The sequence below is a fragment of the Ramlibacter sp. WS9 genome (assembly GCF_003797765.1).
Taxonomy (GTDB): domain Bacteria; phylum Pseudomonadota; class Gammaproteobacteria; order Burkholderiales; family Burkholderiaceae_C; genus Ramlibacter.
The window spans coordinates 1-18,321 of sequence record NZ_RKMB01000022.1; the positions used below are offsets into that span (position 1 = coordinate 1).

Annotated in this window: 15 protein-coding genes and 1 pseudogene; 2 read left to right on the forward strand and 14 right to left on the reverse strand. The window is 65.4% G+C overall.

The window, feature by feature from the left end; all coding sequences use genetic code 11:
• The 9 genes and pseudogenes from EEB15_RS24915 to EEB15_RS24955 all read right to left on the reverse strand — a co-directional run.
• Positions 1 to 347: pseudogene (locus EEB15_RS24915) on the reverse strand (DNA alkylation response protein); the annotation flags it as partial.
• Positions 348 to 371: 24 nt separating this feature from the next.
• Positions 372 to 1,388, reverse strand: a complete 1,017-nt coding sequence (locus EEB15_RS24920) for an NADP-dependent oxidoreductase (protein ID WP_141512662.1) — start codon at positions 1,386 to 1,388, stop codon at positions 372 to 374.
• Between the two features lie 8 nt (positions 1,389 to 1,396).
• A complete protein-coding gene (locus EEB15_RS24925; protein WP_141512663.1) occupies positions 1,397 to 1,825 on the reverse strand; it encodes a PaaI family thioesterase in 429 nt (142 codons plus the stop codon).
• 15 nt (positions 1,826 to 1,840) lie between these two features.
• Positions 1,841 to 2,632, reverse strand: a complete 792-nt coding sequence (locus EEB15_RS24930) for an SDR family oxidoreductase (protein ID WP_141512664.1) — start codon at positions 2,630 to 2,632, stop codon at positions 1,841 to 1,843.
• An 88-nt stretch (positions 2,633 to 2,720) separates the two neighbouring features.
• Entirely contained in the window at positions 2,721 to 2,924 is a 204-nt protein-coding gene (locus EEB15_RS24935; RefSeq protein WP_141512665.1) for a hypothetical protein, read from the reverse strand.
• Positions 2,924 to 4,753 carry an acyl-CoA dehydrogenase gene (locus tag EEB15_RS24940; RefSeq protein WP_141512666.1) on the reverse strand — a complete coding sequence of 610 codons (1,830 nt, stop codon included), beginning with the start codon at positions 4,751 to 4,753 and terminating at the stop codon, positions 2,924 to 2,926. Before EEB15_RS24940 ends, EEB15_RS24935 begins: the two co-directional genes overlap by 1 nt.
• Positions 4,754 to 4,831: 78 nt before the next feature.
• Entirely contained in the window at positions 4,832 to 6,007 is a 1,176-nt protein-coding gene (locus EEB15_RS24945; RefSeq protein WP_141512667.1) for an acetyl-CoA C-acyltransferase, read from the reverse strand.
• Between the two features lie 32 nt (positions 6,008 to 6,039).
• The gene (locus EEB15_RS24950) at positions 6,040 to 7,587 is read right to left on the reverse strand and encodes a M20 family peptidase (RefSeq protein ID WP_233259612.1); all 1,548 of its coding nucleotides are present in this window, start codon (positions 7,585 to 7,587) and stop codon (positions 6,040 to 6,042) included.
• A gap of 13 nt (positions 7,588 to 7,600) precedes the next feature.
• Entirely contained in the window at positions 7,601 to 9,700 is a 2,100-nt protein-coding gene (locus EEB15_RS24955; RefSeq protein WP_141512669.1) for a 3-hydroxyacyl-CoA dehydrogenase NAD-binding domain-containing protein, read from the reverse strand.
• 295 nt (positions 9,701 to 9,995) lie between these two features.
• On the opposite strand from EEB15_RS24955, the gene EEB15_RS24960 reads away from it, so the two are divergent.
• A complete protein-coding gene (locus EEB15_RS24960; protein WP_141512670.1) occupies positions 9,996 to 10,589 on the forward strand; it encodes a hypothetical protein in 594 nt (197 codons plus the stop codon).
• 85 nt (positions 10,590 to 10,674) lie between these two features.
• Positions 10,675 to 13,182, forward strand: coding sequence for a response regulator (locus EEB15_RS24965; protein ID WP_158290220.1), 2,508 nt, complete (start codon positions 10,675 to 10,677; stop codon positions 13,180 to 13,182).
• 6 nt (positions 13,183 to 13,188) lie between these two features.
• Here the strand turns inward: EEB15_RS24965 and EEB15_RS24970 are convergent, their stop codons facing one another.
• The 5 genes from EEB15_RS24970 to EEB15_RS24990 form a co-directional block, all read right to left on the reverse strand.
• The gene (locus EEB15_RS24970) at positions 13,189 to 13,890 is read right to left on the reverse strand and encodes an ABC transporter ATP-binding protein (protein ID WP_141512672.1); all 702 of its coding nucleotides are present in this window, start codon (positions 13,888 to 13,890) and stop codon (positions 13,189 to 13,191) included.
• Position 13,891: 1 nt separating this feature from the next.
• Entirely contained in the window at positions 13,892 to 14,662 is a 771-nt protein-coding gene (locus tag EEB15_RS24975) for an ABC transporter ATP-binding protein (protein WP_141512673.1), read from the reverse strand.
• On the reverse strand, positions 14,659 to 16,002 hold the full coding sequence (locus EEB15_RS24980) for a branched-chain amino acid ABC transporter permease (protein WP_141512674.1): 1,344 nt from the start codon (positions 16,000 to 16,002) through the stop codon (positions 14,659 to 14,661). Before EEB15_RS24980 ends, EEB15_RS24975 begins: the two co-directional genes overlap by 4 nt.
• A gap of 3 nt (positions 16,003 to 16,005) precedes the next feature.
• Positions 16,006 to 16,953, reverse strand: a complete 948-nt coding sequence (locus EEB15_RS24985) for a branched-chain amino acid ABC transporter permease (protein ID WP_141512675.1) — start codon at positions 16,951 to 16,953, stop codon at positions 16,006 to 16,008.
• A gap of 67 nt (positions 16,954 to 17,020) precedes the next feature.
• Positions 17,021 to 18,253 carry a branched-chain amino acid ABC transporter substrate-binding protein gene (locus EEB15_RS24990; RefSeq protein ID WP_141512676.1) on the reverse strand — a complete coding sequence of 411 codons (1,233 nt, stop codon included), beginning with the start codon at positions 18,251 to 18,253 and terminating at the stop codon, positions 17,021 to 17,023.
• Positions 18,254 to 18,321 lie beyond the last annotated feature (68 nt).

Sequence of the window (18,321 nt, forward strand, 5' to 3'; positions counted from 1 at the left end):
CCCCCGCCCTCCCCCGACGGGGGAGGGAGAGAAGCCCAGGGCGTGCCATGCAGCCCCGCGCCCGTCGCCGCCTTCATCAGCACGTGATAGCTCGGATGAAACTCCACCTGGTCGATACGCCGGCCGAAGCGGTCGTGGCTGTGCAACTGCGGCGGATGCACATTCGCCAATCGCGCATGCGCCTGCATCTCCGCACTGCCGAGCAGAGCGCCCAGCTGCGAAAGCTCCGCCATGTCCAGCCCCGGCGCGTTGAACTTCAGCGCGTCGCGCAGCGGCCGGTTGCCTTCGAACAGGTCATAGTCGGCCAGTGGTTCCGGCTGGTTGAAAACCTCGTGCGTGGCGGTCATGGCGGGTCTCCCGCGTGAGTTACATCAAATCAGCTTGACCAGCTGCTTGCCGAAATTGCGGCCCTTGAGCAAGCCCAGGAAGGCCTCGGGTGCCGATTCGATGCCTTGCGCGACAGATTCGCGCGGGCGCAGCTTGCCGGTCCCTACCAATGTGCCGAGCTCCTTCAGCGCCTCGGGCCACACTTCCATGTGCTCGCTGACGATGAAGCCTTCCAGCTTGAGGCGATTGGTCAGCAGCAATTGCGGATACGCCATCGGCAGCGGCTGGCCATCGTAGCCCGCGATCATGCCGCACAGCGCGATGCGCCCGAACGCGTTCATGCGCAGCATCACGGCGTCCAGCACCATGCCGCCCACGTTCTCGAAGTAGCCGTCGATGCCGGCGGGGCACGCTTCCTTCAGGGCCTTCGACAGCGAGCCCGCGTCCTTATGCTGCTTGTAGTCGACGCAGGCGTCGAAGCCGAGTTCGTCGACCACGTATTTGCATTTATCGGCGCCGCCGGCGATGCCGACCACGCGGCAGCCGCGCGCCTTGGCCAGCGCACCGAAGGCGCTGCCCACAGCACCGGCAGCCGCGCTGACGACCACGGTCTGCCCTTCCTTCGGCTCGATGATTTTCACCAGCCCGTACCAAGCCGTGACGCCGGGCATGCCCACCGCGCCTAAATAGTGCGACAGCGGCACGTGCGTCGTCTCGACCTTGCGCAGCGCGCCCGGCTGGTCGACGTTGACCACGCTGTATTCCTGCCAGCCGCCCATGCCCACGACCTTGTCGCCGGGCTGGTACTTGGGCGAGCGGCTCTCCACCACTTCACCCGCCGAGCCGCCACCCATCACCTGGCCGAGCGGCTGCGGCAGCGCGTAGCTCTTCGCGTCGTTCATGCGGCCGCGCATGTAAGGGTCGAGGCTGAGGAAATGATGGCGCACGAGGACCTGGCCATCCTGCAGCGCGGGCGTGTCGCTCGTCACCAGCTTGAAGTTGGCGGCAGAGGCTTCGCCCTGCGGGCGGTTGTCGAGGTGAATTTGCTTGTTCTGGGGCATGGCGTGGCCTAGTCGGTGGAAATGGTGTTGAGGGGATTGACGCTCTTGGCCCCGGTGGGCAGGCGCTTGACGTATTTGAAAGTGCCGGTGGCGTGCGCGCAGGCCTTGCCTTCGCTGTCGTAGATCGTGGCGTCGGTGAAAGCCATGGTGGCCGTGCGATGCATCAGCCGGCCCTTGCCGCTCAGCTTGCCGCGCGCGGGCTGCATGAAGGTGGTCTTCATCTCGATGGTGACGACGCCCATCTCCTTGTCGACGCTGCGCGCTGCGACCGCCATGGCGACGTCCAGCAGAGTCATGCAGGCGCCGCCGTGCACCACGCTGAACGAATTGCCGTGCTCGGGCTTGGGATCGAAATGGATTTCGGACTGCCCATCCTCGAACAACTGCAGCTCGAAGCCCAGGTGATGCACGAACGGGATGTTGACGCCGAATTCCATGCTGACTCCTGTTGATCAGCCGCCGGTGACGACGCTCACGCCGCCGTCGACGGCGAGCCACTGCCCGGTGATGTGCTTGCCCGCGTCGGACGCGAACAGCAGTGTGGTGCCTTTCAGGTCTTCGTCATCGCCCAGGCGCTTCAGCGGCGCGTGTGCGGCCAGCTTGTCTTCGCCCAGCGTCTTGAGCGTGGCCTGTGTCATCTTGCTGGGAAAAAAGCCCGGGCAGATGGCGTTGACGGTGATGTTGTACTTGCCCCATTCGCAGCCCAAGGCGCGAGTGAAGTTGATGACCGCGCCCTTCGAGGTGTTGTACGCCAGCGTCTGCATCTCGGGCGGATTGCCGCCCAGCCCCGCGATGCTGGCGATATTGATGATGCGCCCGTACTGCTTGGGGATCATGCTCTTCTTGGCAAGGTGCTGCGACAGGATGAAATAGCCGCGAACGTTCAGGTTCATCAGCTTGTCCCATGCCTCGACAGGGTGGTCTTCCGCCGGTGCACCCCATGCGGCGCCGGCGTTGTTGACGAGGATGTGCACATCGCCCATGCGCGCCAGCGTCTCGTCGGCCAGCCGGCGAATGTCTTCTTCCTTGCCGCAATCCGCCGCGATCCAGCGCGCGTCGATGCCGGCGGCCTGCAGTTCGGCGGCGGCCTCCTCCAGGTCCGCGGCCTTGCGCGACGTGAGCATGATGCGGGCACCCGCCTCGCCCAGCGCATGAGCCATCTGCAGGCCCAGCCCGCGCGAGCCGCCGGTCACCAGGGCGGTCTTGCCCTTGAGGTCAAAAAGTTGTGAAGTGGTGCGGGTCATGCGTGTTGTCTCGGGTCGGTTGTGCAACTGCCCATTGTGCTTTCGCCCAGGGCGTTTGTGTGTCCCGGCAGCGATATGGCCGCGCCGGTTATCGGGCCGCGTTGAGGCGCGATCGCACGTAGACGAGCACGGCGCCAATGACGGCGATCAACGCACCGACGACGATCAGCGACCACCCCAGCGTGCCGTCTTGCGCACGGGTCGCCAAGCCGATGACGGCCGTGAACAGCCCGCCGTAGATGCAGGTCCAGATCAGGCGTTCGATCCACACGATGGTGCGCTCCGTTGCCATCAAAAAGCTTCTTCCGGCATCTCGGCGCACGTCGGGTCGCGGCTCGCGGCAACGTTCAACCAGGCGCCGATCTTCGGCAGCTCGTAATGGAAGAAGTACCGTGCGGCGCGCATGCGGCCCTGGTGTGCGGGGACGTTCACTGCCGCATCTTGCGGGATGGCCGTCGATACGTCCAGCCACATCCATGCCAGGACCATGTGGCCGAAGGCCTGCATGTAGGGCACAGCGTTGGCCAGTGCCTGCGCCGGATCTCCGGTAGCCCACGCGGCTCGCGTCGCGGCGCCCACTTGCTCAAGGGCATCACGCAAAGCCTTCGCATGGTCGGCCAGGTCACTGCGCCCAAGGGACCGGTCTATGGTCGCGCGAATGCGTTCGGCCACCAGCTCCAGCCCGCGGCCGCCTTCCATCAGGACCTTCCGCCCGAGCAGATCCGCCGCTTGAATGCCATGGGTGCCTTCGTGAATCATGTTCAGGCGATTGTCGCGCCAGTATTGCTCCACCGGGAAATCACGCGTGTAACCGTAGCCGCCGTGCACCTGGATCGCGAGGGAGTTCGCCTCCAGGCACCATTCGCTCGGCCAGCTCTTGGCAATCGGCGTGAGCACTTCGAGCAGCAAACGCGCTTCGTTCGCGGACTCGGGCGATCCCGTGTGCTGCTCGTCGACCAGCCGCGCGCAATAAAGCATCAGCGCCAGCGAGCCTTCGCCGTACGACTTCTGCGCGAGCAGCATGCGTTTGACGTCGGCGTGTTCGATGATGCGCACCTGCGGTTGCGCTGCGTCCTTGCCCGCCGGTCCAACGGGCCTGCCCTGCGGGCGGTTCTTCGCATAGTCGAGGGACGCGTAGTAGCCCGCCAGGCCCAGCGATGTCGCGGCCATGCCGATGCCGATGCGCGCCTCATTCATCATGTGGAACATGCAGCGCAGGCCCTCGTGCGGCTTGCCCACGAGGTAGCCGATCGCACCCGCGCCGCCCCGCACCGGGTACTTGCCCTCGCCGAAGTTGAGCAGCGTGTTGGTGGTGCCGCGCCAGCCGAGCTTGTGGTTCAGGCCCGCCAGCGCGACGTCGTTGCGCTCGCCGGTCAACTGGCCGCTGTCGTCCACCAGCTTCTTCGGAACGATGAAGAGGGAAATGCCCTTGGTGCCCGGGATCAGCTTGCCGTCGGGGCCCGGAATCTTCGCCAGGACGAGGTGGATGATGTTTTCAGCGAGCTCGTTCTCGCCGGCAGATATCCACATCTTGTTGCCGCGAAGCCGGTAGCGCGGGCCGAGCGCATCGGACTCGAAGTCCGCGCCATCGGGGGTCGCGCGCGTCGTGATGTCCGACAGCGACGAGCCGGCCTGCGGCTCCGACAGGCACATGGTGCCCGTGAACCGTCCGCCGAATTCATTGCGCGCAAACACGGCCTTCTGCGCTTCCGTGCCGTGCACGAGCAGCAGGTTCGCGTTGCCCTTGGTCAGCAGGCTCGAACCGATGCTCACCGAAGCCATTGCAAAGAATCCATTGGCCGCGGCTTCGATGGTATAGGGCAACTGCATGCCGCCCTCTTCGTAGTCCTGCGCCGCGCTGACCATGCCGGACTCCACATAGGCGCGGTGCGCATCGTGCGTCGCCTGCGGCAAGATCACCTTCTCGCCGTCGAAGCGTGGCTCCTCGGTGTCCACCAGCCGGTTGAAGGGCGCGTACTTCTCACGCGCGATGCGCTCGCAGGTGTCGAGCACCGCGTCGAAGGTTTCGCGTGAGTGATCGGCGAAGCGCTCTCGCGCGTTGAGCCCTTCGGCCTTGAGCCAGTTGTAGAGGAGGAAATCGAGGGTGGGACGCAGGGTCATGGGTGTCTCGTCATTCCCGCGGAGGCGGGAATCCAGGGCTTCCAATGCTTTGGATCCCCGCCTCCGCGGGGATGACATTCAGAGGACTTCGAACACCCCTGCCGCGCCCATGCCGCCGCCGATGCACATGGTCACCACGACTTTCTTCGCGCCGCGGCGCTTGCCTTCGATCAGCGCGTGCCCCGTCAGGCGTTGGCCCGACACACCATACGGGTGGCCGACGGCAATGGCGCCGCCGTTCACGTTCAGGCGGTCCGCCGGAATGCCCAGCTTGTCGCGGCAGTAGATCACCTGCACGGCGAAAGCCTCGTTCAGTTCCCACAGGTCGATGTCGCTGACTTTCAGGCCCAGCTTCTTCAACACCTTGGGCACGGCGAAAACGGGGCCGATGCCCATTTCGTCCGGCTCGCAGCCGGCCACGGCGAAGCCGAGGAAGCGGCCCAGGGGCTTGAGGTTGTTCTTGCTCGCGTACTCTTCGCTCACCACCACGCAGGCGCCGGCGCCGTCGGAGAACTGGCTGGCATTGCCGGCGGAGATCACACCACCCGGCAGTGCGGGCTTGATGCCGCTGATGCCTTCCTTGGTCGTGCCTTCACGCGTACCTTCGTCCTTGGAGACGGTGACTTCCTTTGTGCGCAGGCCCATCACCGGGTCGGCCACGCCGGCCTTCACGGTGATCGGTGCGATCTCGGCGTCGAACTTGCCTTCGGCTTGCGCGGCGCAGGCCTTCTGCTGGCTGGCGGCGCCGTACTCGTCCATCACGTCGCGCGAGATGTTGTAGCGCTTGGCAACCTGCTCGGCCGTCTGCAGCATCGACCAGTAGATTTCGGGCTTGATCTTGTCCAGCTCCGGGTCGCGCATCATGTGCAGGTTCATTTCCTGCTGCACGCACGAGATGCTTTCCACGCCACCGGCCACGTACACGTCGCCTTCACCCGCGATCACGCGCTGGGCTGCCAGGGCGATGGTCTGCAGGCCGGAGGAGCAGAAACGGTTCACCGTCAGGCCCGACACCGAGACCGGCATGCCGGCCATGATGGCAATCTGGCGCGCGATGTTGGCGCCGGTCGCGCCTTCAGGGTTCGCGCAGCCCATGATCACGTCTTCCACGTGCGCGGCATCGATGCCGGCGCGCTGGACCGCGTGCTTGACGGCGTGGCCGCCCAGCGTCGCGCCGTGGGTCATGTTGAAGGAACCCTTCCAGCTCTTGGCCAGGGGCGTGCGGGCGGTGGAGACGATAACTGCATTGGACATGGGAAGGCCTTTCGAGGAAGAGTGTGCGTGGTTCAGGCGAGGGCCACCGTGGAACCGGCTTCGCCGGGCCACTGGTGGCGCCCCCTAGAGGGGGAGGCGCCGAAGGCGCTTCGGGGGTGGTTCAAGTTCTGCAGCAGCTGGTTGTAAAAGCGCACCAGCTCGGCGAGGTTGGCCGTCGCGATGCGTTCATTGGTGCCGTGGAAGCGCGGCAAATCTTCCGGCTTGGCGCGCACGGGCGAGAAACGGTAGATGTGGTCGGACAGCCCGGCGAAGTGGTGCGAGTCGGTGGCGCCGATCATCAGGCCCGGCGCGACGACGGTGTCCGGAAACAGCGAGCGCACGGTGCGATTGATCAGCTGGTAAGAGGCCGACTGCGTGGGCGACACGGGCGATGGCTCGGAGCCGGGCAGCGCGATCAATTCGAAGCGGTCGTTGGCCACTTTGTCCTTGACGTGCTGCATGACGCTTTCCCGCGTGTCGCCCGGCAGCAGCCGGAAGTTCACCGTGGCCTCGGCCACGCCGGGAAGCACGTTGTCCTTGTTACCCGCATTGACGATGGTCAGCGCCGTGGTCGTGCGCACCACCGCATTGGTGTTGGCGCCCTTCTCGAGCTGCGACAGCACCACCGGGCCGAACAGCCACAGGTTGGACAGCGCCACGCGCTGAAAGCCGCTCATCTCGGGCGCGACGGTTTCGAACATTTCACGCGCCACGCCGCGCAGGCTGGCCGGCAGCTGCTCGTCGTCCAGGCGCCGCAACGCCGCGCTCATCATCGCGATGGCGCTGCTGCCCTTGGGCGGCGGCATCGACGAATGGCCGGGCGTGGCCGGCACCTTCAGCACCACCGAGAGGTAGCCCTTTTCCGCGATGCCGATCAGCGCCGCGGGCTTGTTCAGCCCGGGCATGACGCCGTCGATGATCAGCAGGCCTTCGTCGATGATGAAGTCGAGCTTGGTACCGCGCGACTCCAGCAGCTTGGCGATCTGCACCGCGCCGCGCTGGCCGCCGACTTCCTCGTCGGCGCCGAAAGCCAGGTGCACCGTCTGGCGCGGCTGGAAGCCGCCGGCCAGCAGCATCTCGACCGCTTCGAGTTGAGCAATCAGGTTGGCCTTGTCGTCCCAGGCGCCGCGGCCCCAGACGAAGCCGTCCTTGATCTCGCCGCTGAACGTGCCGGCTTTCCAATTCGCCTCGGTGCCCGGCGCGATCGGCACCACGTCCTGGTGCGCCATCAGCATGATGGGCTTGGCCTTCGTGTCCGTGCCGGGCCAGGTGTAGAGCAGGCTCAGGTCCCCCACCACCTCGCGCTTGAGCGCGGCATGGACCTTGGGAAAGCGTTGCTGCAGAAACGCATGGAACTTGCGGAACTCATCGGCGTTCTGCTGCGCGTCGACGGCGCTGGACACCGTGTTGAAGCGGATCGCCCCGGCAAGCTTGTCGGCCACGCCCTTCTCGTCCACCGCCAGCGGCGGCGCGGGCGGCACGTCGAGCTGGCGCGAGCCATGGCGCAGCGTGTTGATGGCCACGGCGGCCACCAGCAGCAACACCAAAGCCAGCACCAGCAGCAACGCGCGCTTGATCACGGTACTTCGCGCCTTAGCTGAACGTCTTGCCTTCAGCCGCCAGCTTCGCGAGCAGCGGCGCCGGTTCCCAGAAACTCGCGTCGTCGCGCGGGTTCTTCTGGAAGCGCTTCATGGCTTGCACCACGTTGAACAGGCCGACCTGGTCCGCGTACAGCATCGGGCCGCCGCGGTGGATCGGGAAGCCATAGCCCGTCAGGTAGACCATGTCGATGTCGCTGGCCTTGCTGGCGATGCCGTCTTCCACGATGCGAGCGCCTTCGTTGACCAGGGCGAATACCAGGCGCTGCACGATCTCTTCGTCGGAGATCTTGCGCGGCGTGATGCCCTGTTCCTTCCGGTGGTCGTCGATCATCTTGTTCACGAGTTCCGACGGAATGGCGTCGCGCTTGCCGGCCTGGTAGTCGTACCAGCCCGCGCCCGTCTTCTGGCCGAAGCGGCCCAGTTCGCACAGCTTGTCGGCCGTGCGGCTGTACAGCATGTTCGGCCGCTCTTCGGCGCGGCGCTTGCGGATGGCCCAGCCGATGTCGTTGCCGGCCAGGTCGCCCATGCGGAACGGGCCCATCGCGAAGCCGAACCTCTCGATGGCCTTGTCGACTTGCTGCGGCGTCGCGCCCTCGTCCAGCAGGAAACCGGCCTGGCGGCTGTACTGCTCGATCATGCGGTTGCCGATGAAGCCATCGCAGACGCCGGACACGACCGAGGTCTTCTTGATCTTCTTGCCCAGGGCCATCACGGTGGCCATCACGTCCTTGCCGGTCTTGGCGCCGCGCACCACTTCCAGCAGCTTCATCACGTTGGCCGGGCTGAAGAAGTGCATGCCGACCACATCCTGCGGGCGCTTGGTGAAGGACGCAATCTTGTTCACGTCGAGCGTCGAGGTGTTGGATGCCAGGATCGCACCGGGCTTCATCACTTCATCCAGCTTCTCGAACACCTTCTGCTTGACGCCCATTTCCTCGAACACCGCCTCGATCACCAGGTCGGCGTCCTTCAAGTCGCTGTACTCGAGCGTGGTCGACAGCAGCGCCATGCGTTGGTCGTACTTGTCCTGCTTGAGCTTGCCCTTCTTGACCTGCGATTCGTAGTTCTTCTTGATCGTGGCGATGCCGCGGTCCAGCGCATCCTGCTTCATCTCGAGGATCTTGACGGGGATGCCGGCGTTTAGGAAGTTCATCGAGATGCCGCCGCCCATGGTGCCGGCGCCGATCACGGCGACCGACTTGATTTCGCGCTTGGGCGTGTCTTCCGGCACGTCCGGAATCTTCGACGTGGCGCGCTCGGCCATGAAGATGTGCCGCAGCGCACGGCTTTCGGGCGTGAACATCAGGTTGGTGAACACCTCGCGCTCGAGCACCATGCCCTCGTCGAACTTTTTCTTGGTCGAGGCTTCCACCACATCGACGCACTTCTCAGGCGCCGGGAAATTCTTCGACATGCCTTTGACCATGTTGCGCGCGAACTGGAAGTACGCATCGCCCAGCGGGTGCTTGGACGGCAGATTGCGCACCAGCGGCAATGGTCGCGCGTCCGCCACGGAGCGCGCATAGGCCAGCGCCTCGTCAGCGAGCGACGCGGGCGAAGATGCCATCTTGTCGAACAGCTTCTGGCCCGGTTGCTGCGCGAGCAGTTCACTGGGAACGGCTTCGCCGCTGACGATCATGTTGAGGGCCGTTTCCACGCCCAGCACGCGCGGCAGGCGCTGCGTGCCGCCCGCGCCGGGGATCAACCCCAGCTTCACTTCCGGCAGCGCAACCTGCGTGCCGGGAGCGGCGATGCGGTAGTGACAGCCGAGCGCGAGTTCCAGCCCGCCGCCCATGCAGACGCTGTGAATGGCGGCGACCGTCGGCTTGGTTGAGGCTTCCAGCGCCAGGATGACCGACAGCAGATTGGGTTCGGCGCCCGCCTTGGGCGAACCGAATTCCTTGATATCCGCGCCGCCCGAAAACGCCTTGCCCGCGCCCGTGATGACGATGGCCTTGACCGAAGCGTCGGCATTGGCCTTGCTGAGGCCATCGGTGATGCCGACGCGGGTGGAGTAGCCCAGCCCGTTGACGGGCGGGTTGTTCATCGTGATCACGGCCACATCGCCGTGGACCTGGTATTCAGCGGTCATGCTGGGGGCTCCTAAGGAAAAAGAACGGTCGTTCGTTTTTGATTGTAGGTGGATTCTGCTGCGCTGCAATAGCGCTTGTCTCGCCAGCGACAAAAGGCGGCGTCACGAATATAGGCCTGTGCGTGCGGACTGTCGTGGCGAGTCGCCGATTCCCTACCCCACAGGCTGACTCAGCCGTTGCGCGGCGGCGGCGGTCAAGGCAAGCTTTGGTACCACGGCGCGGGCCGGGTGCCGGCACTCAGAGCTTCGTGCCGGCGTGTTCTTTCAACATTCGATGATCAGGAGAGGAAAACCCATGGAAGTCGCTGCACCCGAACTCAGTATCCGCTTGCTTCACAGCCCCCAGGAACGGCAGGCAATCGCCCACCTGCGCCAATACGCGGATTTCGAATCCGAATACGAACTCGACCCCGGCCTGGCCGCGTTCGAAAGCACCAAGGACAGCCTGGGCATCGTGATGGCGCTGTTCCTGGGCCGCGCCGCCATTGCCACCATCCGTTTCATCCCCACCAGCCACGGCATAACCCTGACCGAGCGGTTCTGGCGCAACATGATCTCCGACGAGGGGATCCTGGGGCCTGACAGCTGGGAGGTGGGCCGGCTGGTCATGGCGCCAGAAAATCGGCGCTCCGACCTGCTGCCCCGGTGCCTGGCCATGGCCCTGATCGAATTGACCGAACGTGTCACCGTACGGCACTTTCATGCGTCCTGCCTGACAAGGATGACGCGCCTGTATCGCCGCTTCGGTTTCGCACCCCATGGCGTGGCCGAAAGCCGCACCGGCAAGCAATGCGCGCTCATCCATGCCCGGGTGGACGACGTGGCGCTCGCGCTCGGGGTCAGCCCGGACGCGTGTCCACGCGCCGACCGGCAGTTGCAGGCGGCTTGATAGGCCAGCTGAACATTGTTAAAGTCCGCCCCACCACTCTCAGGGTGGGCGCGGTTCCTCGATGGACCGCGAAGGGAGCATGACAATGAAAGAGCTGATCCGCAGCCTTTACGAGCGCTATTGCGCGCACCACGACATGGAACGGCCGTTCCTGGAGTGGATCGGCATCGTCGGGTTCGCCGCGTTCCCGCTGTTCTACCTGCTGCGCCAGACCTCGGCGCTGCCGCCGCTTTACGACGACCTGGCGCTGCGCATCGCGGCCTCGCTGATGTGCCTGCTGCTGGCCGTGCGCAGGTGGTGGCCCGACCGCGCCAAGCGCTTCTACATCGGGTATTCGTACCTGGCGGTCTTCTACTGCCTGTCTTTCCTGCTGTCGTTCACCATGCTCAAGAACCACGGCGGCACGCCGTCGGTGGTCAATATGGTGATGGGCGCCATCCTGATCGTGCTGCTGGCCGATTGGCGCAATACCGTGGCCATGTTGCTGTCGGGCTATGTGCTGAGCGTGCTGGTGTTCTGGGCCACCGACTCCGATCCCCGCATCCCGCCCGAATTCGTGATCTCGGCCGCGGGCTCCATCCTCGTGGTGGTGGTGGGCGCGCTGTCGCACTATGGGCAGAAGCGCGCCGAGCTGGAGCGCTTGCGCCTGCTCTACGCCGGCCTCGCCGGCTCGGTGGCGCACGAGATGCGCAGCCCGCTCATGCAGATCCGGCACGTGCTGGACGCCGTGGCGGCGGACCTGCCGGCCGCCTATCGCGCCGGCGGCAGCATCTCGTTCACGCACCAGCAGGTGGGCGACATGCTGCGCGCGGTCGGCCAGGGGCAGGACGCGGTCACCCGCGGCCTGCAGGCCATCACGGTGACGCTGCAGCAGCTGAACCCCAACGCGTTCGACGCCGCGAGCTTCCGCTACCTGTCGGCCGGCCAGTACGTGAAGCAGGCCGTGAACGAGTTCGCCTACGAGGACTACACCCACCGGGCGCGCGTGGCCGTGAGCGAACTGAACGACTTCAGCTTCCGCGGCGACGAGACCGCCTTCACCCTGATCCTGTTCAACCTGATCAAGAACGCGCTGTACTACCTGCCCACGCACCCCCACCTCACGGTCACCGTGGCCGTCGACAGCGGGCGCCCCAATCGCGTGGTGGTCCGCGACACCGGGCCGGGCATTCCGGCCGACCAGGTGGCCGGCCTGTTCGGCGAGTTCCGCAGCACGGGCAAGGCCGAAGGCACCGGCCTGGGCCTGGCCTTCTGCCGGCGGGCGATGCGGGCCATCGGCGGCGACATCGCCTGCCGCTCGGAGCCCGGCGAGTTCACCGAGTTCATCCTGAGCTTCCCGACCGTCCCACAGGCCCAGATCGAGGCCGATGAGCAGGAGGCCCTTCGGCGCGCGGCGCACGTGCTGGCCGGCAAGCGGGTCCTGGTGGTGGACGACGAGGAACTGGTCCGCCAATCCATCAGCAGCCGGCTGGCCGCGCTGGGCTGCCAGGTCGATGCCGCGGCCGACGGCCGGGAGGCGCTCGAAGCGATGCGGCATTGGCCGTACGAACTGGTGCTGATGGACCTGCACATGCCGGTGTCCAACGGTTTCGACGCCACACGGCAGATCCGCCGCGGCGCGGTGCCCGGGTGCGAACACACACCGATCGTGGGCTTCAGCGGCAGCCCGACTTCGGCGGTGGGCACGCGGGCCCGGCAAGTCGGCATGAACGGGTTTGTCGGCAAGGACTGCAGCACGGTCGAATTGGCACAGGCCATGGCGCAGGCGCTGGAAGGCGCGGCGCCGCAGCCGGGCGAGCCCGCCACCACCGCGCTGGTCGGAAAGACCGTCCTGCTGGTGGAAGACAACGCCTTCAACCGGGCCATCGTCAAGGCGCGGCTGGTCGAATGGGGGATGCAGGTCGTCGAGGCGGAACATGGGTACAAGGCACTGCACCTGCTGGAAGCCGGCACCCGTCCGGCGGTCATCCTGATGGACGTGGAGATGCCCGGCCTGGACGGCCTGGCGGCCACCCGGGTGCTGCGCAGCACCATGCCCGATTCCGTCAAGAACACACCCGTGCTGGCCTTGACCGGGCATTCATCGCCCGAGCGCAGGGACGCCGCGCGCGCGGCCGGCATGAACGGTTTTCTGACCAAGCCGCTGGACCCGTCCGCCTTGCGCCGCGAGCTGATTCACGTGCTGGGCGGCAACCGCATTGCGGCCGGCGGCGCCACGGCACCGGCCGCCACGGCTCTCACGACGGTGTTGAACACCCGGCGCATCAACGAATTCCAGCGCATGGGCATCCTGCATGAGCTGCTGCCCGGTTGCCTGGGCGAGATTCGCCGCTTCGTGGCGCGCCTGGAGGAATGCCTCGGGTCCAAGGACCGGAACGGCGTGCACGACGCGCTGCATTCGCTGCTGGGCATGAGCGGCGAAGCCGGTGCGCAGGCGCTGCACCAGGCCGTGGAGCGGGTCTACGGCACGATCAGCGAAGGCGAATGGCCGCGCGAGACCGACTGGCTGGCGCAGATCAGGCGGCTGGTCGACCTGACCGAAGCCGCCATGCTGGACCACTACGCGGTGCGCTGCGAGCCGGCCAGTTCCTGAGCCGGCTCAGACCTCCAGCCATTCCTTGCGGATATAGGCGTCGGCACGCAGGGTGTCAGGCGTGCCGTGAAACACGATACTGCCGTGCCCCATCACCAGGGCGCGGTCGGAGATCGCCATGGCGATCGTCAGCTTCTGCTCGATCAGCAGCACGGAGATGCCGCGCTCCTTGAGCTTCTGCAGGTATTGCCCCACCAGTTCCACGATCTTCGGGGCCAGCCCTTCGGTCGGCTCGTCGATGATGATCAGGTCGGGGTCGCCCATCAGCGTGCGGCACAGCGTCAGCATCTGCTGCTCGCCACCGGACAGTACACCGGCTTCGGTGTGCTGGCGTTCCTTCAGGCGCGGGAACATCCCGTACATGTCGTCGAAGGACCAGCGCGCCTTCGCGGCCGCGGCCTTGCCCTTCTGGCCGAGCATGAGGTTCTGGTGCACCGTGAGCTTGGGGAAGATGTCGCGGTTTTCCGGCACGTAGCCGATGCCCAGGTGGGCGATCTCGTAGGGCTTGCGTCCCAGCGTGTGCTGGCCCTTCCAGTCCACGGTGCCGGTGCAGTCGACCATGCCCATGATGGCCTTGGCGGTGGTGGAGCGGCCCGAGCCGTTGCGGCCCAGCAGCGCGACGATCTCGCCCTCGCCCACGTCGAATTCGACGCCGTGCAGGACGTGGCTCTTGCCGTAGAAGGCGTGGAGGTTTTGGACTTTGAGCATCTCAGTGGGCCCCTGCTTGCGCGTCTGCCACGTGTGAGCCGAGGTAAGCCTCCTGCACGCGCTGGTTGGCACGCACCGCCTCCGGCTTGTCAAAGGCGATGACTTCCCCGTAAACCACCACGGCGATCTTGTCGGCCAGGCCGAACACCACGCCCATGTCGTGCTCGACTGTGAGCAGCGTCTTGCCGATGGTCACTTCCTTGATGAGCTCGATGAAGCGCTTGGTCTCGCTCTTGCTCATACCCGCCGTCGGCTCGTCCAGCAGGATCACGTTGGCACCGCCCGCGATGGTGATGCCGATCTCCAGCGCGCGTTGCTCCGCGTACGTCAGGTTCACGGCCAGCACGTCGCGCTTGCGGTCGAGCTTGATCATCTCCATCAGCTGCTCCGCGCGCTCGTTCGCATCATCGAGGTCGGCCAGGAACTTCAGAAAGGTGTACTTGTAGCCCAGGCTCCACAGCACGCCGCAGCGCAGGTTTTCGAACACCGAGAGCTTGGGGAAGATGTTGGTGATCTGGAAGCTGCGCGACAGGCCCATGCGGTTGATCTCGAACGGCTTCTTGCCGTCGATCCGGTGGCCGTTCAGCAGCACCTCGCCGCTGGTGGGCGCGAAGCGGCCGCTGATCAGGTTGAAGAGCGTCGACTTGCCGGCGCCATTGGGCCCGATCACCGCGATGCGCTCGCCGGCGTTCACCGCCAGGTGCACGCCGCGGATGATCTCGGTCTTGCCGAAGCTCTTGCGCAGGTCTTTGAGTTCGAGGGCGTAGGTCATAGTGCCTCCCTCCGCTTCATCTCTTTTTCGATGAACTCCTGGATCTCGCCCCATTGCTTGACGAAGTAGCGGCGCGTGACCTCGAACAGGCCGACGCCGGTCAACATCACGAAGGCGGCACCGAACCAGCTGTTCAGGCCATGGGCGTTGAGCCTGGCGCCCAGGAAAGTCAGTTCCGGCCCCAGTGCCGCGTTCAGCTTCAGATGGTAGACCATCTCGATCATCGCGGCCGCGCCGAGCAGCGCGATGAACGCCGTCACGGCCAGCGCGAGGTAGCTCACCCACAGCTCCTTCAGCCGCCCGAAGGCCGCCACGCGCAGGTTCATCATGATCAGGCTGGCGATGCCGCCGGGTGCGTACATCACCATGAACAGGAAGATGAGGCCCAGGTACAGCAGCCACGCCTTGGTCATCTCCGACAGCAGCACGAAGGCCAGCACCATCAGGATGGCGCCGATGATCGGGCCGAAGAAGAAGGTGGCGCCGCCGAGGAAGGTGAACAGCAGGTAGGCGCCCGAGCGCGGGCCGCTCACCACCTCGGACGTGACGATCTCGAAGTTCAACGCCGCCAGTCCGCCCGACACGCCGGCGAAAAAGGCCGCGATGATGAAAGCGATGTAGCGCACCTTCTGCGTGTCGTAGCCGACGAACTCCACCCGTTCCGGGTTGTCGCGCACCGCGTTCAGCATGCGGCCCAGCGGCGTGCGGGTGAAGGCGTACATGAGCCCGGTACACACGAAGGTGTAGAGCGCGATCAGGTAGTACAGCTGGATCTGCGGGCCGAAGGTGATGCCCAGCGGCTTGGGGCCGGTGACGCGATTGCCCGAGATGCCGCCTTCGCCGCCGAAGAACTCGGGGAACATCAGCGACATCGCCCAGACCAGCTCACCGATGCCCAGCGTGATCATCGCGAAGGGCGTTGCCGCCTTCTTGGTCGTGACCCAGCCGAACAGCACCGCGAACACCATCGCGGACAGGCCGCCGACGATGGGGATCAGGCTCACCGGAAGGGGCAGCCCGCCCTTGCTCACCATGTTCAACGTATGGATCGCCAGGAACGAGCCCATGCCGGAATAGACGGCGTGGCCGAAGCTGAGCATGCCGCCCTGCCCCAGCAGGATGTTGTACGACAGGCAGACGATGATCGCGATGCCCATCTGGCTGAGCATGGTGTGCGACAAGCTGCTGGTGAACAGCTTGGGCGCCACCAGCAGCACCAGGGCGAACAGCGACCAGATGATCCAGCGGCCGATGTTGTGTGGCTTGAACTGGTAGTAGCGCACAGGTGCGCGCGCGGTTGCCGGCGCGGCGTTTTCAATGGGTTGCGTGATTGCGTTCATGGCTCAGCCTTCCCTCTTTCCGAGGAGGCCCTTGGGACGGAAGATCAGCATCAGCACCAGGAACATGAAGGGCAGGATGGGCGCGATCTGACTGATCTTGAGCTTCCATACCGCGTAGCCGAAGGTGTCGGGCGTGATGTTCAAGCCGACTTGCGACGCGGTGCCCATGATCGAGGTGTCGATGCCCACCGCGAAGGTCTGGATGATGCCGATCAGCAGCGATGCGACGAACGCGCCCGAGAGCGAACCCATCCCGCCGACCACCACCACCACGAAGATCACCGGCCCCAGCGCCCCCGCCATTCCCGGCTCCGTCACGAACGCGGCGCCGCCGATGACGCCCGCCAGGCCGGCCAGCGCGGCGCCGCCGCCGAAGACCAGCATGAACACGCGCGGCACGTTGTGGCCCAGCGCCTCCACGGTGTCAGGGTGCGTGAGCGCCGCCTGGATCACCAGCCCGACCCGCGTGCGCGTGAGCAGCAGCCACACCGACACCAGCATGATCAAGGCCACCAGCATCATGAAAGCGCGGTAGGCGGGGAACTGAGTGCCGTAGACCGTGAACAGCGGGCCGTCCAGCACCGCCGGGATGCGGTAGTCGGCGGAGCTGGTGCCCCAGATCAGCTGCACCGTCTCGAGAATGATGAACGACAGCCCGAAGGTGATGAGCAGTTCGGGCACATGGCCGAACTTGTGCACGCGGCGCAGGCAGTACTTCTCGAACCCCGCCCCGAGCAGCGCCACCACCAGCGGTCCGATGAGCAGTGCCGGCCAGAAGCCCACCAGCTGGGTCACCGTGTACCCGAAATACGCACCCAGCATGTAGAAGCTGGCGTGCGCGAAGTTGAGCACGCCCATCATGCTGAAGATCAGGGTCAGGCCCGAGCTGAGCATGAACAGCAGGAGGCCGTAACTCAGGCCGTTCAACAGGGAGATGATGAAGAATTCCATGGCGGCGGGCAGGAGGAAAAATGGGGCACGGCGTGCCCCATTCTTGGGTTGGCGGGGAACTGCGGCCTTACGGGCGCGTCATCTGGCAGGACGTCGGCGTCGACGAGACGTACGGGTCCATCTGCTTGACCACGGCGAAGTTGTAGCCGGTGTTTTCCTCGCTGTACGGGTCCTTGGCCGTGGCCTTGGTCCACTTGCTGATGTACAGGTGCTGCTGCAGCTGGTGGTCGGATTTGCGCATCTGGGCCTCGCCGCTGATGCCCTTGAAGCGCATCCCCTCCATGGCGGCCGCCACCTTCACCGGGTCGGTGCTCTTGGCGTTCGCCATGCCCTGCGACAGCATCGAGATGCCCAGGTAGGTCTGGAAGGTGTAGAAGTCGTCGTTGAACTTCTTCTTGAACTCGTTGCGCAGGTCGCGCAGCTCGCCGGTGAAGTTCGAGTGGCTGATGGCCACCTGGCTCACGTTCATGTCCTTGCCCTGCGCCAGCGCCGTGGGCGTGCCGCTGACGCCGGCGTAGTACGCGTACAGCGGCATCTTCATGCCGGCCTCGTTCAGCGCCTTGATCAACAGGGTCATGTCGGTGCCCCAGTTGCCGGTGACGATGGTGTCGGCGCCGGCCGCCTTGATCTTCGCCACATAGGGCGCGAAGTCCTTGACCTGGCCGAGCGGGTGCAGCTCGTCGCCGACGATCTTCACGTCGGGGCGCTTGCGTGCGATGCCCTCCTTGAAGTAGCGCGCCACCTGCTGGCCATGCGCGTAGTTCTGGTTGATCAGGTAGACGTTCTTGACCGCGGGCTCGTCCTTCATGTAGCTGGTCAAGGCCTCCATCTTCATGGTCGTGTCCGCGTCCAGGCGGAAATGCCAGAAGCTGCAGCGCTCGTTGGTGAGTGCCGGGTCGACGGCGGCGTAGTTGATGTACACCACTTCCTTGCCGGGGTTGCGCTCGTTGTGCTTGTTCACCGCATCGATGATGGCGGCCGCGGCGCCCGAGCCGTTGCCCTGCGTGACGTAGCGGAAGCCCTGGTCGATGGCGGCCTTCAGTGCGTTCAGGCTGTCCTGCGGCAGGCCCTTGTTGTCGAAGCCGACGATCTCGAACTTGACACCGGCCGGGTTCTTGGCGCCGTTGAGGCGCTCCGCGACGAACTGCCAGCTCTTGAGCTGGTTCTGCCCCACATTGGCGAACGGGCCCGTGAACGGGTCAATATGGGCAATTTTGACGGTCTCGCCCTTCTGGGCATACGACACGCCGGCCACGGCCATCAGGGCGGACACGGCAACCATCTTCATCGCGAGCTTCATCAAGGTCTCCTTCATTGACTGGGGTAGCGGGCAGCGTAACGTTTTTGTGCACTGCAACGCTCAGGGAT